The following is a 15,868-nucleotide window of genomic DNA, read 5'->3' as shown; positions in this document are numbered from 1 at the left end:
GTCGCATTCCAGGATCCGGGTGTGGCCGTCACGGTCCGGGGAAGACGCGGGCCATGAACACAGAGGCGAAGCCCCGGGCACGACACGGAAGTCCAGGCCGTCTCCTGCTGCGGGCCGCAGTGCTCGTGGTGGCGTTACTGGGCCTGGTGGCGTTCTCGATCGCCCTGGCGAAGGTCACGTTGACCCCGTCACCCGCCTCCGAAGGCATCGTGACGTCCAACTTGCGCCCCGGCCGGTCGCTGCGGCAGTACGCGGAGGAGTACACGTTCCTCGCCGCGTGCAAGCAGGCGGGAGGCAACCTCCTGCTCGGCGTCCCGTTCGGGGTGCTGCTCCCGATCCTGGTGCCTCGCCGGCTGCGGATGATCCGGATGGTCCTGCTGACCGCCCTGGTCATGGCGGTCATCGAACTCGTCCAGGGCGCGCTCGTCACCGGCCGCGCCTTCGACATCGACGACGTCATCCTGAATACCACCGGTGCCCTGCTGGGATACGTCCTGATCGGCCGGAGGATCAGCCACCGCTACCACGCACTGGCGGACGTCCCGGCGGCCGAGGCGCCGCCCGGCGCCGTCGCGGAGCCGGCCGAGGGCGGCCGACCTCCGGCCGTGAAGCCGTCCACCCGCGGAAGCGGCCTGGTGGAGAAGTGGCGCAGCCGTCGGTCCGGTCCGGGCGGGGAAACACCCGGACCGGACCGACGCGGTGCCTAGAGCGCCGGGTAGGCGTTCTTCATGAGCTCCTGGAACTGGGCCGAGAACCACTTCCCGGAGACGGGGGCGCCACCCAGCGCCCCCGACATGTTGTTGTTGTTACGGGCGTTACCCGTGTAGGTCGGGTCGCACATCCGGTCGAATCCCTTGCCCTCGTCGTTCGGGATCTCCGAGCTGGAACCGTCGGACTCCCCCGGGGGCTTCATCCAGACGTACGCGTCGATCCCCGGCTCGGGGGCGGCCTGCGGCCGTTCGCCGAGACCCGCTCCTGCCTGGTTGCACCAGTTGCCCAGGTGGATGCGGCGGTCGTAGCGCCCGCCGTCCACATAGGTGTCGACGCTGGTGTTCGCGCCCGGTCCGCTCGGCCGGTTCGCGCCGCCCCAGCCGTTGCGGGAGGTGTCGATGAGCATGCCGATGCCGGAGTTGAAGCCGACGGAGACCAGCTCGTTGCGGAAGGCCTGCGCGAAGGACAGCTCGTCCGTGTAGCGGTTCCAGTCGACCCACTTCGACTGCCGGACCGACGTGCCGTTCACGGCGTCGTCGATGGAGAAGTTCTCCTCCTTCAGCGCGCTGTAGTTGGCGGTGTTGGTGATGAAGCCGTGCACGTCGTTGACGGTCGCGCCCTCGGCGGTCGCGGCCTCGTGGAAGATCTCCGCGGAGGCGCCGAAGTTGTCGTCCCAGCCGATCCAGCCGTGGTGGCCCGCGTCGATGTAGTTGTAGACGTTGGGCGCGTCGCCGAGCTTGTTGAGCGCGTAGCCGACGCCCTTGACGTAGTTGCCGTTGGCCTTCATGACGTCACAGGCCGGAGTGGCCGTGGGGCGGCCGCCGGCGTTGGTGACGAGGTTCGGCAGCGAGTCGATCTCGACCGTGGTGACGATGCGCAGGCCCGCGTACTTCGGGTCGCCGAGGATCTCCGCGATCGGGTCGATGTACTCGGTCTTGTAGCGGCCGATCTCGGTCGGTCCGAGCTCACCGTTGGAGGCCAGCGCCGCGCAGTCTCGCCCGGGCAGGTTGTAGATGACGACCTGGACGACGAGTTCGCCGGAGCCCTTCTGCGTCAGGGCCTCGTCGAGATGGTCGCGCAGACCCATCGAACCGTTCGCGCCCTCGATCGCGGCGATGCGGTCCAGCCAGACGCCGGTGGGCTGGTCGGCGATTCTGTCGCCGCCCGGCTCGGCCGCGGCGTTCGCCGACCACTCCGGGTTCACATAGACCTTGGCTCCCTGGTAGGGGTTGTCCACACGGTTGCCCGCGGGCGGGTCGGTCGGGTCCGTCGGGTCCGTGGGGTCCGTGGGATCGGTCGGGCCCGTGGTGCCGCCGTTGCAGGTGACGCCGTTCAGCTTGAACGTCGCGGGGACGACGCTGTTGCCGTTGCCCGTCGCGTTGAAACCGAAGGAGGCCGATGCCCCGGTGGCCAGGGCGGCGTTGTAGCCGGCGTCCTTGGCGGTGACGGCGGAGCCGCTCTGAGAGACGGTGGCGTTCCACCCCTGGCTGACCTGCTCGCCGCCGGCGAAGCTCCACTGGAGCTGCCAGCCGGAGATGGCGTCCCCGTTGTTGGTGACGCTCACCGAGGCGGTGAGCCCGCCGTTCCACTGGTTCTGGATCTTGTAGTCGACGGTGCAGCCGGCCGCCGCGGCGGCGGTGGCACCGAAGGGTGCCGCGGCTGCGGCGGAGCCCGCGGCTGCGGCGACGAGGGCGCCCGCCGCCATGAGTGCTGTTCGGGATCGGCGCAGGGTGGTGCGGCTCGTGCGGCTCATACGAATTCCGTTTCCTCAGTTGTCGAGGGCGCGCGGTGGTCGCGCGGCCCGATTCCGTACGGGTGGGGTTCCGTCGTGGTCGCTGATCGGGGAGGGACCCGTGGAGCGGTCCCTGTGTGCGGAGTCCCTCCGGGACAGGTAGGTCCGTGGTCAGGCGGTTTCGCCGAACACACCCGGGACGAGGGCGGTTTCGGCGGTCGTGGAGCCGATCACGGATGGTCCGGCGGTGTCCGCTCGCACGGACGTCGGCCGAGGGACGTGCCGAATCGTGGCGGGGCCACCGGGGCGGCAGTCGTCGCCCGCCGGCAGGTCCGGTTGCGGATGATGCCGTTCTCTTCCGCTTTCCGCGGATCTCTGGTCAAGGCCAGCCGGGCACTCCTCGTTCGGGGAACACGGACGGTGGGGCGTGCGGTCGGCCTGATCGGCCGGATCGGTCCGGATCCCGTGAGGGATCCGCGGTGCGCGGCGTGCCGTTGGGCAGGAGTACGCCGGGTGCGGGCCCGCCGTCGCCCCTGGGCCCGTGGAGCGCCGTCCCCTGGGTGTCACGGCACGGCGTTCCACCGCGCTTACGGAAGGCGGATCCGGGGCTGCCGCCACGAGGCCGGCTGCGCGGCCGGCCGTGGCGAGCACTGCTCGCGGGAGCAGCTGGTACAGGTGCGAAACGTGCGGGGTGTCGCCTGAGCGACTCCTCACAGGCCCGGCGTACCCCCTACGGCACGTCGTCCGGTGGAACCGCTCCCACTGGTGTGGCTTGACCGTAGAGCGTCAAGTCTCGTCGGTCAACACACCGGTTCCGAACTCTTGTTGTCGAAACAATTCGACTCTTCAAGTCTCTTGACTCTCTTTTTCCTCGTCCCCATTCTGGGAGCGCTCCCACTGGTTCAAGGCTTGTGCTCGGCCCCGCACGCCCCCCATGTCTCCGAGCCGCGAGGAGGTACGCGCATGCCATCGGGTAGCGCACGAAGAAGTTGGTCACCGGGGAGACCCGGCAGAACCGGAGCCGGAACCAGACGCTTGTGGACGGCCCTGGTGGCCGCCCTCGCCCTCCCCTTGGGAATGACCGCAGCGGCCGGCACGGAGGCCCAGGCCGCCGCCGTCGCGTGCAGCGTCGACTACACGACCAGTGACTGGGGATCGGGGTTCACCACCGAACTCACCCTGACCAACCGGGGCTCCGCCGCGATCGACGGCTGGACCCTGACGTACGACTACGCCGGGAACCAGCAGCTCACGAGCGGCTGGAGCGGCACCTGGTCCCAGTCAGGCAAGACCGTCAGCGTGAAGAACGCAGCCTGGAACGGTGCGATCGCCGCCGGTGCCGCCGTCACGACCGGCGCGCAGTTCACCTACAGCGGCGCCAACACCGCACCGACCACCTTCGCCGTCAACGGCACGGTCTGCGCGGGGGCCCACCAGCCGCCGATCGCCGTCCTCACCTCCCCGGCGGCGGGCGCCGTCTTCTCCGCCGGGGACCCGGTTCCGCTGGCGGCGACCGCCGCGGCCGCGGACGGGGCGACGATCAGCAAGGTCGAGTTCTACGACGACACGACCCTCCTCGGCACCGACACCACCTCCCCGTACAGCTACGAGGCCGGGCAACTGGCGGCCGGCAGCCACTCCGTGTACGCCAGGGCCTACGACAGCCTCGGCGCCTCCGCGGATTCCCCGCCCGCCGGCATCACCGTCGTCACCGGCCCCGCGGTCGTCGTCTCCCCCGCTCAACTCGGCGTCCAGCAGGGCAGGTCGGGAACCTTCGACGTCTCGCTGTCCACCGCGCCCGCGGCGGACGTCACCGTCACGGCCGCCCGGTCCGCGGGTAACACCGGGCTGAGCGTCACCGGCGGGTCGACCCTCACCTTCACCCCCGCGAACTGGTCCACACCCCAGAAGGTGACCGTCACGGCCGACGGCTCCGGCACCGGGGCCGCGACCTTCACCGTCACGGCCCCCGGCCACGGCAAGGCCGAGGTCACCGTCACCCAGCTGGCGGCGGCGAAGGAGTACGACGCCCGTTTCCTCGACCTCTACGGGAAGATCACCGATCCCGCGAACGGCTACTTCTCGCCGGAGGGAATCCCCTACCACTCCGTCGAGACGCTGATCGTCGAGGCGCCCGACCACGGGCACGAGACCACCTCGGAGGCCTACAGCTACCTGATCTGGCTGCAGGCGATGTACGGCAAGATCACCGGCGACTGGACCAAGTTCAACGGTGCGTGGGACACCATGGAGACGTACATGATCCCCACCCACGCCGACCAGCCCACGAACTCCTTCTACGACGCGTCCAAGCCCGCCACCTACGCGCCCGAGCACGACACCCCGAACGAGTACCCCGCGGTGCTCGACGGCTCCGCCTCCTCCGGCTCCGACCCGATCGCGGCAGAGCTGAAGAGCGCGTACGGCACCGACGACATCTACGGCATGCACTGGATCCAGGACGTCGACAACGTCTACGGATACGGCAACGCGCCCGGCACGTGCGCGGCCGGCCCCACCCAGGCCGGTCCGTCCTACATCAACACCTTCCAGCGCGGCTCGCAGGAGTCGGTCTGGGAGACCGTCACCCACCCGACCTGCGACAACTTCACGTACGGCGGCGCCAACGGCTACCTCGACCTGTTCACCGGGGACTCCTCGTACGCCAAGCAGTGGAAGTTCACCAACGCCCCCGACGCCGACGCCCGCGCCGTGCAGGCCGCCTACTGGGCCGACGTCTGGGCGAAGGAGCAGGGGAAGGCGGGCGAAGTCGCCGACACCGTCGGCAAGGCGGCGAAGATGGGTGACTACCTGCGCTACTCCATGTTCGACAAGTACTTCAAGAAGATCGGCGACTGCGTCGGCCCGACCACCTGCCCGGCCGGCTCCGGCAAGGACAGCGCGCACTACCTGATGTCCTGGTACTACGCCTGGGGCGGCGCCACCGACACCTCGGCCGGCTGGTCCTGGCGGATCGGCTCCAGCCACGCCCACGGGGGATACCAGAACCCGATGGCGGCCTACGCGCTGAGCTCCGTGGCCGACCTCAAGCCCAAGTCGGCCACCGGAGCGCAGGACTGGGCCAAGAGCCTGGACCGCCAACTGGACTTCTACCAGTGGCTCCAGTCCGACGAGGGTGCCATCGCGGGCGGTGCGACCAACAGCTGGAAGGGCAGCTACGCCCAGCCCCCGGCCGGCACGCCGACCTTCTACGGCATGTACTACGACGAGAAGCCCGTGTACCACGACCCGCCGTCCAACCAGTGGTTCGGCTTCCAGGCGTGGTCCATGGAGCGCGTCGCCGAGTACTACCACGAGTCGGGTGACGCCCAGGCGAAGGCCGTGCTCGACAAGTGGGTCGACTGGGCCCTGTCCGAGACGACCGTCAACCCGGACGGCACCTATCTGATGCCCTCCACCCTCCAGTGGTCGGGCGCGCCGGACACCTGGAACGCCTCGAACCCCGGTGCCAACGCCCAGCTCCACGTCACGGTCGCCGACTACACCGACGACGTCGGCGTGGCCGGCGCGTACGCCCGGACACTGACCTACTACGCCGCCAAGTCCGGTGACACGGAGGCCGAGGCCACCGCCGAGGCGCTGCTCGACGGCATGTGGCAGCACCACCAGGACGACGCCGGCGTGGCGGTGCCCGAGACCCGCGCCGACTACAACCGGTTCGACGACCCGGTCTACGTCCCCGGTGGCTGGACGGGCGCCATGCCCAACGGTGACACCGTCGACGAGGACTCGACGTTCCTCTCCATCCGCTCCTTCTACAAGGACGACCCGAACTGGCCCCAGGTGCAGGCGTACCTGGACGGCGGTGCCGCCCCGGTCTTCACCTACCACCGGTTCTGGGCGCAGGCCGACATCGCACTGGCCCTGGGGGCGTACGCCGACCTCCTGGAGTGAGTGACGGCGCCCCAGCGGGTGCCCCGGCCGCCGACCGGGGCACCCGCCACTGCGCCCCGGACGAAAAACGGGGGACCGCCGACCGCGCCGGCGGGCATCATGGGCCCATGACATGGACCGCTCCCGAAGCCACCCGCACCCACGGACCCCTCACGGGCGGTGAGCGGGAGACGCTCACGGGCTTCCTCGCCTTCTACCGTGCCACTCTCCTGCAGAAGTGCGCCGGGCTGACCGGGCAGCAACTCGCCGACCGGACCGTCCCGCCCTCGACCCTCACGCTGCTCGGCCTCGTCCGGCACATGGCCAAGGTCGAACGCGTCTGGTTCCGCGAGGGATTCGCCGGGCTGGAACTCCCGCCGATGTACGAGCCCGGGAAAGGAAAGGACGCGGACTTCGAGGACCTCGACCCGGCACACGCCGAGCACGACTACGCCCGCCTCGTCGAAGAGATACGCCTCGCGGACGAGGCGGTCGCCGGCGCCTCGCTCGACGACGTGTTCACCCGGCGGGGCACGGTCTACTCGCTGCGGCTGGTACACATCCACATGATCAGCGAATACGCCCGCCACGTGGGCCACGCCGACCTCCTGAGGGAACGTCTGGACGGGGTCACCGGGGCCTGACCCCCCGGCCCGTACATCCTCTGACGTAGTCACGTCCCGGGGGCGGACTGAAACGGCGGTACCGGGTCACACGGAGGACATGACGTCCACTGACGTAAGGACAGACGGCGCTCCCGACCCCGAGGGAACGGGACGAAACAGCCGCGCACGCACCCGGGGCTGCCTCCCGTTCGCCGGTGTCTGCGCCGCGGCCCTGGTCCTGCTCCTGCTGGGTACGCGCATCGGCCTCCTGCCCGGCTTCGGCGACTTCTTCGGCGAGCGGGCCACGGACCGCTCCGGCCCGGCCGTGCTCAAGGCGGTCCAGGACATGAGCTCGTACGAGGCGGCCTCCGGCAACTTCCAGGTCGTCGTCGATCTGGAGAAGGACACCAAGTTCCTGCCCGACGCCATCCGTGGCACCCGCACCCTGTACGTGGGCGCGGGCACCGTGGGCGCCTCGGTGGACCTCGGCCAGATCGCCGAGGACGGCGTGAAGGTCAACGAGGACCGCACCGAGGCCGAACTCCGCCTTCCGCACGCGGTCCTGGGCAAGCCCGCCCTGGACCCGGACCGCTCGTACGCCGTGTCCAAGCAGCGCGGCCTCCTCGACCGGCTCGGTGACTTCTTCTCCGACAACCCCGGCAGCGAACAGGCGGTCAACAAGATGGCCGCCCAGCACATCGGAGAGGCGGCCGAGGAGAGCGAACTCACCGCGCGGGCCGAGAAGAACACCACCGCCATGCTCCAAGGGCTGCTCGGTTCCCTCGGATTCGAGAAGGTCACCGTCCACTACGGCTGAGCTGTTCCGCTCACGCCAGATCGTGCCGCATACTCAACGAATTGAACAGTCACCTTGTTGAGTGCCAAGGATCTGGGGAGTGGTGTCCATGACCGCCGCCGACACCGCGGAACGCTTCCGCGCCGCCGTGGAGAAGCGCGAACTCGCGTCGATGGAGGCCCTGTTCACCGAGAACGTCCGCCTCCTCAGCCCGGTGAAGTTCACCCCGTTCGAGGGGCGGCCCATGGTGCTCGGACTCTTCGGCGTCCTCCTGCGTACCTTCCAGGACTTCCGCTACATCGGACACTTCGAGGGCGCAGCCCTCACCAGCACCGATGACACCGAACAGCCGTCGGAAATCCTGTTGTTCAAGGCAGCGGTGGACGGCAAGGAGATCCACGGGATCGATCTCCTCCAGTTCGACGAGGACGGCCTGATCAAGGAGTTCACGGTGATGGTCCGCCCGATGTCCGCTGTGCAGGCGCTCGGCGCGGCGGTCCTGGCGGGTCTGACCGAGGACGGCATGGCGTGAACACCCGTTGCGTTCAACGGATTACCCTTCGTAGCTGACCGAGCAGTGTCGGCAACCGAGGGAATCCCGAATGAACCGTGTCCGCACCGTACTCGCCGCGATGGGCGTCACCGCGGGGCTGGTGGCCGCCCCCGCCGCGAACGCCGCGCCCCACCAGGAGCGCGCCCCGTCGACGGCGGTCGCACACCATGACCCCTGCACCGGCAAGTTCCGCGACGACGCCCGGCTGGGCCCCCAGTGGCTGCCGAGCACCACCCAGGCGCCCGTCGGCCCGCTGCTCAAGGGATACAAGCGCACGGGCGCCCTGTCGCCGGCGAACTTCCTGAAGAAGTACTGGGAAGGCCCTGAGGACACCGGCAGCTGGAAGTACCCGCCGAACGACGGCTTCGCCGAGGTCAACGGCGAGATCGACAAGGAGCCCACCAAGCTGCGCCCCGGCCAGCGCCTGGACCGCTTCGGCTCCGAGTACGGCGGTTACCTGGCACCGGCGGGCGACGCCTACGCGGAGCGGGCACTGCCGCCGCAGAACCTCAACACCCGCGAGACGGCGACCCCGTGCGACTACCGCGTCTACAAGGTCGCCAAGCCCTTCTGGGTCTGGCAGGGCGGCATCGCCCCGTGGTTCGAACAGCCCGGCGGCGGTCAGCAGATCAAGCTCGACGCGGTCTTCCTCGACCCGGGCGAGGGCGAGCGCCTCAACGTGAAATGGCTGCTCGACCACGACTACCTCACGCCCGCCGGGGTGTGACCCGCCATGGACCGCCACGGACTGCGGTCCGCGCTGATCGCGGCGGGGGTGCCCGACGGCTACTACCGCGTCGAGGGTGTCCACGAACCGGTTCCCACGCCTCCGGACTTCCTGTTCGTCCGACAGGCGCCCGACGGGACCTGGGAGACCGGCGCGTACGAACGAGGTGTGTACGACGCGTTCGCCCGGCATCCGGACGAGGAGACGGCCTGCCGTCACCTGCTGCACCTGCTCGTCTGAGCCGGGCGTCACAGGGGGCCGGTTCGCCGGACCGGTGAGTTCCCTTGCCCGGCGGCCGGTCGCCGGATGATCGTTGATCCGCAGCCCTGGCCACCACCAAGGAGACCCCATGCGGCAGCCCGCTCCCTCGTCCACCCCCTCACGATCCGTCCCCGGGGCGGTCCACCGGCTGGTGGACGTCCCCGGAGGCCGGATCCACCTCCTCGAACAGGGGACCGGCCCGCTCGTCCTGCTGATCCACGGCTTCCCCGAGACGTCGTACTCCTGGCGCCACCAGCTTCCGGCCTTGGCCGAGGCGGGCTTTCGCGCCGTCGCCGTCGACGTGCGGGGGTACGGCCGCTCCTCGGCCCCCCGCGCAGTGGACGCCTACCGGATGACGGCCCTGGTCGCCGACAACGTCGCGGTGGTCCACGCCCTGGGGGAGGAGACGGCGACCGTCGTCGGCCACGACTGGGGCTCGCCCATCGCCGCCAACAGCGCGCTGCTGCGGCCCGACCTGTTCACCGCCGCCGCGTTCCTCAGCGTCCCCTACTCCCCGTGGAACCCGGTCCGGCCCACCGAGGCCTTCGCGCGCATCGGAGGGGGCGAGGAGTTCTACATCAGCTACTTCCAGGAACCGGGCCGTGCCGAGGCCGAGATCGAACCCGACGTGCGCGGCTGGCTCGCCGGGCTCTACGCATCGCTCTCCGCCGACACGATGCCCCCGCCCGACCAGGGCAGCCCCTACTTCGTGCCGCCCGGCGCCCAAATGCGGGACCGCTTCACCGACGGACCGCTGCCGTCCTGGCTCACGGAGGAGGACCTCGACGTCTACAGCGCCGAGTTCGAGAGGACCGGGCTGACCGGCGGACTCAACCGCTACCGCAACGTCGACCGGGACTGGGAGGACCTGGCCGCCTGGGACGGCGCCGTCCTCAGCCAGCCCTCCCTCTTCCTCGGCGGATCCCTCGACTCCTCGACCACCTGGATGGCCGACGCGATCGCCGCCTACCCCGACACGCTGCCCGGCCTGGTCTCCTCACACCTCATCGAGGGCTGCGGCCACTGGATCCAGCAGGAACGCGCGTCTGAGGTCAACACCCTGCTGACGCGGTGGCTGCACACGGTGCACGCCTGACCGCAACGCCCTGTCCCGGCTCCGGCCGCGTGTCGGAGCCGGGACCCCGTACCGGGACCGGCCATGGTGGGTTCATGAACAGTGCTGGGATTCTCGCCGAAGCGTTCGAACGCATCAAGGAAACGGTGCACGCGGCAGTCGAAGGTCTCCCGCCCGACATGCTCAACGCCAGGCTCGACGAGGACGCGAACTCGATCGCCTGGCTCGTGTGGCACCTCACCCGGGTCCAGGACGACCACGTCTCCGACGCCGCGGGCACCGAGCAGGTCTGGTTCTCCGAGGACTGGGCCTCCCGGTTCGAGCTCCCCCTCCCCGAGGACTCGACCGGTTACGGGCACAGCAGCGAGCAGGTCGGGTCCGTCGAGGTGGCCTCGGGCGACCTGCTCCTCGGCTACTACGACGCCGTCCACGAGCAGAGCCTCGCCTTCGTCCACGGGCTCGACGGCCGGGCACTGGACCGCGTCGTGGACGAGGCGTGGTCGCCGCCGGTGACCCTCGGGGTGCGACTGATCAGTGTTCTCTCCGACGACCTGCAGCACGCCGGTCAGGCGGCGTTCGTCCGGGGAGCGCTGGAACGCCGGTAGGCCGGCCCGGTGCGCGCGTAGCGGCCCGGACTCGTGCCGACCACGCGCTTGAAGTGCCGGGAGAAGTGCGACTGGTCGTAGAAACCGGCAGCCACCGCCACGTCGGACACACGCATCCCGCCCAGCAGCAGGCGCCGTGCCAGATCGACCCGACGGCCCGTCAGGTACTGGTGCGGGGCCATGCCGAACTCGCGGCTGAAAGCCCGCACCAGATGCGTGTGGTGGGTGTGCAGGCGCCGAGCCGCGTCCCGCAGGCTCAGCCCCTCGACCACATGACCGTCGAGCAGGTCGCGCAGCTCACGGGCGATCTTGGGGTCACGCACCGGCGGCGGCGCGCCGAGGCGGTCGAGCAGGTGAGCGGCGAGCCGTTCGCGTACGAGGGCGAGACGGCTCTGCGCCTCCAGTTCGTCACCGGGGTGCGCGAGGGTCTGATGGAGCTGGTGCACCCGGTGCCGCAACCACGGGTCGTGCAGCACGGGGCGGTCGACCGCCCGGCCCACGAGGTCCACGTCGATCTGCGCGGTATTCAGGTACAGGACACGCTTGCGGAAGCCGTCCGGCGTGACCGCGTCGCCGTTGTGCGGGACGTGCGGCGGCAGCAGAGTCACCACCGGACGCGGGGCGCCGTGCTCATGGCGGTCCAGGTCGTAGCGGACCATGCCCTCGTCGACGACGAGCAGCGTCCAGGAATCGTGCGTGTGCATCGGGTACGCGTGATCGGCGAAGCGGGCGTGGAAGACCTCGTCGATCCCCTCCACCCGCGGACGCCATGCGGTGACCTCCGGGCGTGCGGCCATACCGGAAGCGTACAAGGGCGGCCCCGGTGGCCGGACAGCCTGCAAACTTCGTACAAGATTCGCGCGCGCGGCCCCGGCAGGCTCTCGTACATGAACGACGACAACGCACCCGTACGCTTCGAGACCAAGATCGCCGTGCTGCTCCGTGACGACCTCCTGACGTGGCAGCGCCTCAATGTCACCGCCTTCCTGGTCAGCGGTCTCGGCACACACGCCCCGGAAGTGGTCGGCGAGCCGTACGCCGACGCCGACGACACCCCGTACCTGCCGATGTTCCGGCAGCCGGTCATGGTCTTCGCCGGGTCGAAGGAACTGCTCACCACCGCGCACGGCAGGGCGGTGACCCGGGGCACGGCGACCGCGGTGTTCACCGGCGACCTCTTCGCCACCGGCCACGACGCCGCTAACCGGGCCGCGGTCCGCGCGGTGACGCGGCAGGGCCTGGACCTGGTGGGGCTGGCGGTGTACGGGCCGCGCAAGGACGTGGACAAGATCGTCAAGGGCGCCTCGATGCACCCCTGACGACCGCGCTGCGCTACGCCCGGGATACATGCGGGCACATGTGTGCGAATGGAGTTGCGCGGTGCCATACTCGGAAGCAGTCCGCTCGACAGGCTTGTCAACGTCCCGAAAGGTGACGCGTCATGAACTGGGCATCGTGGACTACCTGCGGTGTCTTCGCGGGAACCGGCGGAGTGCGCACCGAAGAGGTAGGCGTCGTCAACGGCGATCTGACCGTACACACCACATGGTCCGACGGGCAGGCGGAGGTGGCCGTGCAGTACAGCGGGGCCTCCGACTGGTTCACCATGGCGGGAAGCCCCGTGCCCTGCCCGTCGGAGGAGGACAGCCGCTCCTTCCACCAGAACGTCGTCGAGGCGGTCCGTGCCGGAGGCGCGGCCACCGTACCCGTGCCGTACACGGTGGACTGAAGCGGCCGGGCGGGCCTCAGCGTCCGCCGTCCCCGAAGCGCCTCACGTACCGCCGCTGCCACGGGGTCTCGACGGCTCCGGGGTGGTAGTGCCGTCGTACGTACGACACGGCCTGCTCGGCCGGGACCCCGTCGAGGACCGCCAGGCAGGCCAGCGCCGTACCCGTACGCCCGCGCCCGCCACCGCAGGCGACCTCGACGCGCTCCCGTGCCGAGCGGTCCCATGCCTCCTGAAACACACGGCGGGCCTCGGACCGGTCGGCGGGGAGCCTGAAGTCGGGCCAGCGCAGCCATCGCGCCTCCCAGTCGACGGCCGGTGGCCGCCGGCCGAGGAGATGGACCGCGTAGCCGGGTGCCGGACCGTCGGGGAGCGGCCGCCGCAGGCCGCGCCCGCGGACCAGCCGCCCCGAGGGCAGTCGCATCACACCCGCACCGGACTCGTCCCACGTATCGGCCACGCCGCCCACCCCTCCGCCGTCTTGCGCCCCTGGGCGCCGCTGTCCACAGGCCCAGTAAACAGGCCGGAGCGCGGCGACGGGGCCGCTTGTGGGGATGGGAGTGGCCGCTCAGTCCGCCCTCGGGCCGCTGCCGTGGCTCAGCGGCCTGGCCAGCAGCGGCACGCGCGGGGCCTGGTGCCCGCCGCTCGCCTGCATGCGAACCTCGCCGCGCTCGCTGATCTCGGCGCGCACGATGCCGGTCTCGTCCTCGTAGACCGGGTAGCCGCCGGCTCCGGACCGGGCGGTGAGATGGACGACGACCACGTCGTCCTCGGCGCCGGTCGTCTGGAATATCAGCTCGTAGCTTTCCGGGTAACCCATGTATGCCTCCCGACCGGGCACGGGACACAGCCGTGCACCCGTCCTCTTCATTGTTTCGCACCGGCGCGCATGGTGCACTCGGCGCGTGTTCGTGTCACTACCGGTGACTGCGGATGCGGATTCGGTGAGGCGGGGCGACCATCACTGCAAGGGACCGGACGTGTGCTGACCTTCGCACCGCCGCCCGTGACGCCAGGCGGATCGCCGGCGCGATCGTCCTTCGTCGGCGCGGGGCCACGCGCTCCCGGCCGCCCTGCAGAGAGGAACTGCCGTGCTGATTGCCCATCCCGCGACGCTGCGGAAACTCGTCAAGCGCTACGAGGCCCTGCGAAGTGCCCACGCACGGCTCGGTACTTCCGAGAGCAGCCGCCACCTCGAGGACGTGTCCTACACCCTCTGCGTCACCACGGGAACGAGGACCGTCCCCGACGCGCTGCTCGCCGCGGAGACGCAGCTGCGCGCCGTGCTGCCGGCAGGCTCGCCGTCGCCCTTGTCCGAGGTTGAACTCACCGCCTGACAGCCGCGCGGAGCCCCGCCGGACGACGCCGGTCCTCTCGGACCGGCGTCGTCCGCTGTGCGCGGGCCGGGAGCCGTGCCGGTCGCCCCGGTGCCGTCCGGGCGCCACACGCGGTGTGGTGACGACGGCGAACGGGCGGACCGCGCCGTCGATCGGGTGACAGGCGCCTGTCGGCCAACATGACCGATCGGCCGGGCGGCTAGTGATGCGGGTATGAGATTTGAGTCCCCACGAAACAAGTCCGTCTCCCCGCGCACCCGCCGCCTCCGCCTCGTCGGCGCCCTGGGCGCCGTCCTCGCCGCCGCCCTCGTGACCGGCTGCGGCCAGGACAGCGGCGGGACGTCCTCGGCGACCTCCGAGGCCGCGAAGGTCATGCCGAACCAGTCGACCAGCCCCTCCTCCAGCGTCTCCGGCAGTCCCACCAGCACGGCGCAGCTGACCGAGGACCAGGCCAAGCGCAAGGAGACGCTCTCGGCCGTCAAGGTCACCTTCTCCAAGGCTGCCACGACCGCGGTCGGCGAGGTGTCGGGCGGCAAGCTGACCGAGCTGGAGCTCGAGGGCGTCGACGACAGCAGCAGCAGCGCGAGCCCGAGCGCCGACGCCAGCGGCAGCGCGAGCCCGTCGGCCTCCGCCAGCGCGAGCCCCGGGGGCAGCACCAGCCCCAGCCCGAGTGGCAGCTCTGCCGGTCCCCAGTGGAAGGCAGAGGTCGTCGAGGAGAACGGCACCGCTCACGTCGTGACCGTCGACGCGGTGTCGGGGAAGGTGCTCGACTCCAAGCCGGACGATGACCAGAGCGAGTCCGACAAGCAGCAGATGGCCGACCGGATCGCCAAGGCGAAGCAGACGCCGCAGCAGGCGGCCAAGGTCGCCACGGACAAGAAGAAGGGCACGGTCACCTCGGTCAAGCTCGACGAGAACGACAGCCAGGCCCTGGTCTGGCAGGTCGACGTGGTCACCGAGGACTGGAAGAAGACGACCTTCGACGTGGACGCCGAGAACGGCAAGATCACCAACGAGGAAGTCGACAACGACTGATATCCACTCCACCCACTCGGATCGGTGGCGGACCGCGCGGCGGTTCGCCACCGATCCGCGTTCGCCGCCCCGCGTGTACCGGACGGCGATGGTCTCAGACGTCCGCGTCCTCGTCGTCGAGGTCCCGTGCGTAACGCAGTCCGGGACGTCCGCCCAGGGTGGTCCCACCGCCCACGACGAAGCCCGCACGGGCCAGCACGGCCTGCGAAGCGGGGTTGTCCACGGTCGTCACAGCCCGGAGGGAGCGCAGGCCGTACCTGGAGCGTGCGAGGCCGCAGACCTCCCGGACCGCCGAGGTGGCCAGGCCCTGCCCCGCGGCCCGCTCGGCGATCCGGTACCCCACCTCCGCCGAGCCGTCCGCCACATCCACGAGATTGACCCGGCCCAGGACCGCGCCCGAGGTGTCGGCGAGGATGTGGAAATGGTGTGCCCCGGCAGCCTGTTCCGCCAGCAGCTCCGCGTGGCGCGCGTCGAACCGGGTGAAGTAGACATCGCCGCGGTCCGGGACGAAGGCCGCGAAATACGCCCTGTTCTCCCGCTCGAAGGCCAGCAGGGCGGGGGCGTGGTCGGCCCTGAGTCGCTGCAGCATGGTCATGGGCGGACGGTAATCGGTCGGGACCGCCCGCCACCACGGATTTCCTCCGCGGCCGGGAGCGGCGGAGATCGGCCGGCCGGGGTTGGAGGGCCGCGTCCGGACCGGGACGCCCCCGGTTCCGTCCGGACGGGGGCAGCCGTCCGGACGGGGGCCGTCTTCCGGGCGGGCGTCGTCCTCGGGGCGGTGCCGACAGGGGCTCGGCGCTCGCGGGTCCCT

General features: G+C 70.5%; 18 protein-coding genes. 13 read left to right on the top strand and 5 right to left on the bottom strand.

The features are described from left to right. Positions 1-53: 53 nt before the first annotated feature. The gene (locus tag SACTE_RS01105; protein WP_014044177.1) at positions 54-707 is read left to right on the top strand and encodes a VanZ family protein; all 654 of its coding nucleotides are present in this window, start codon (positions 54-56) and stop codon (positions 705-707) included. Here SACTE_RS01105 and SACTE_RS01100 read toward each other — a convergent pair. After that, complete coding sequence (locus tag SACTE_RS01100) at positions 704-2,464, bottom strand: glycoside hydrolase family 6 protein (protein WP_014044176.1); 1,761 nt, start codon at positions 2,462-2,464, stop codon at positions 704-706. The genes SACTE_RS01105 and SACTE_RS01100 overlap by 4 nt on opposite strands. 1,056 nt (positions 2,465-3,520) lie before the next feature. Between SACTE_RS01100 and SACTE_RS01095 the strand changes: the two genes are divergently transcribed. From SACTE_RS01095 to SACTE_RS01060, 8 genes are all read left to right on the top strand, one after another. After that, positions 3,521-6,358, top strand: coding sequence for a glycoside hydrolase family 48 protein (locus tag SACTE_RS01095; protein ID WP_226995138.1), 2,838 nt, complete (start codon positions 3,521-3,523; stop codon positions 6,356-6,358). A 107-nt stretch (positions 6,359-6,465) separates the two neighbouring features. Then, positions 6,466-6,981 (top strand): DinB family protein, encoded by a 516-nt coding sequence (locus SACTE_RS01090; RefSeq protein ID WP_014044174.1) that lies wholly within the window; start codon positions 6,466-6,468, stop codon positions 6,979-6,981. A gap of 79 nt (positions 6,982-7,060) precedes the next feature. Next, complete coding sequence (locus SACTE_RS01085; RefSeq protein WP_014044173.1) at positions 7,061-7,759, top strand: DUF4230 domain-containing protein; 699 nt, start codon at positions 7,061-7,063, stop codon at positions 7,757-7,759. 88 nt (positions 7,760-7,847) lie between these two features. Continuing rightward, positions 7,848-8,270, top strand: a complete 423-nt coding sequence (locus tag SACTE_RS01080; protein WP_014044172.1) for a nuclear transport factor 2 family protein — start codon at positions 7,848-7,850, stop codon at positions 8,268-8,270. A gap of 70 nt (positions 8,271-8,340) precedes the next feature. Continuing rightward, on the top strand, positions 8,341-9,018 hold the full coding sequence (locus SACTE_RS01075; protein WP_014044171.1) for a TNT domain-containing protein: 678 nt from the start codon (positions 8,341-8,343) through the stop codon (positions 9,016-9,018). Between the two features lie 6 nt (positions 9,019-9,024). Beyond that, entirely contained in the window at positions 9,025-9,258 is a 234-nt protein-coding gene (locus tag SACTE_RS01070; protein WP_014044170.1) for a hypothetical protein, read from the top strand. Between the two features lie 109 nt (positions 9,259-9,367). Then, entirely contained in the window at positions 9,368-10,375 is a 1,008-nt protein-coding gene (locus SACTE_RS01065) for an alpha/beta hydrolase (RefSeq protein ID WP_014044169.1), read from the top strand. Positions 10,376-10,449: 74 nt separating this feature from the next. After that, on the top strand, positions 10,450-10,959 hold the full coding sequence (locus SACTE_RS01060; RefSeq protein WP_014044168.1) for a DUF664 domain-containing protein: 510 nt from the start codon (positions 10,450-10,452) through the stop codon (positions 10,957-10,959). Here the strand turns inward: SACTE_RS01060 and SACTE_RS01055 are convergent. After that, the gene (locus SACTE_RS01055; protein ID WP_014044167.1) at positions 10,920-11,756 is read right to left on the bottom strand and encodes an AraC family transcriptional regulator; all 837 of its coding nucleotides are present in this window, start codon (positions 11,754-11,756) and stop codon (positions 10,920-10,922) included. The genes SACTE_RS01060 and SACTE_RS01055 overlap by 40 nt on opposite strands. Positions 11,757-11,846: 90 nt before the next feature. Here SACTE_RS01055 and SACTE_RS01050 point away from each other — a divergent pair, with 90 nt between their 5' ends. Further along, entirely contained in the window at positions 11,847-12,278 is a 432-nt protein-coding gene (locus SACTE_RS01050) for a DUF2000 domain-containing protein (protein WP_014044166.1), read from the top strand. Positions 12,279-12,400: 122 nt separating this feature from the next. Then, complete coding sequence (locus SACTE_RS01045; protein WP_014044165.1) at positions 12,401-12,688, top strand: hypothetical protein; 288 nt, start codon at positions 12,401-12,403, stop codon at positions 12,686-12,688. Between the two features lie 16 nt (positions 12,689-12,704). On the opposite strand, the gene SACTE_RS01040 is transcribed toward SACTE_RS01045, so the two are convergent. Continuing rightward, entirely contained in the window at positions 12,705-13,145 is a 441-nt protein-coding gene (locus SACTE_RS01040) for a protein-tyrosine phosphatase family protein (protein ID WP_014044164.1), read from the bottom strand. Positions 13,146-13,253: 108 nt separating this feature from the next. Continuing rightward, positions 13,254-13,505: a DUF6296 family protein gene (locus SACTE_RS01035; protein ID WP_014044163.1), complete on the bottom strand. Its 252-nt coding sequence runs from the start codon at positions 13,503-13,505 to the stop codon at positions 13,254-13,256. Positions 13,506-13,776: 271 nt separating this feature from the next. Between SACTE_RS01035 and SACTE_RS01030 the strand changes: the two genes are divergently transcribed. Next, positions 13,777-14,022: a DUF5133 domain-containing protein gene (locus tag SACTE_RS01030; protein ID WP_014044162.1), complete on the top strand. Its 246-nt coding sequence runs from the start codon at positions 13,777-13,779 to the stop codon at positions 14,020-14,022. Positions 14,023-14,235: 213 nt separating this feature from the next. After that, entirely contained in the window at positions 14,236-15,057 is an 822-nt protein-coding gene (locus SACTE_RS01025) for a PepSY domain-containing protein (protein ID WP_014044161.1), read from the top strand. A 94-nt stretch (positions 15,058-15,151) separates the two neighbouring features. Here the strand turns inward: SACTE_RS01025 and SACTE_RS01020 are convergent, their stop codons facing one another. Beyond that, positions 15,152-15,652 (bottom strand): GNAT family N-acetyltransferase, encoded by a 501-nt coding sequence (locus SACTE_RS01020; protein ID WP_014044160.1) that lies wholly within the window; start codon positions 15,650-15,652, stop codon positions 15,152-15,154. Positions 15,653-15,868 lie beyond the last annotated feature (216 nt).

Source organism: Streptomyces sp. SirexAA-E (genome assembly GCF_000177195.2).
GTDB classification, from domain to species: Bacteria; Actinomycetota; Actinomycetes; order Streptomycetales; family Streptomycetaceae; genus Streptomyces; species Streptomyces flavovirens.
Note: the sequence above shows the minus strand (reverse complement) of the source record. Positions and strands in the feature narration are given on the sequence as shown.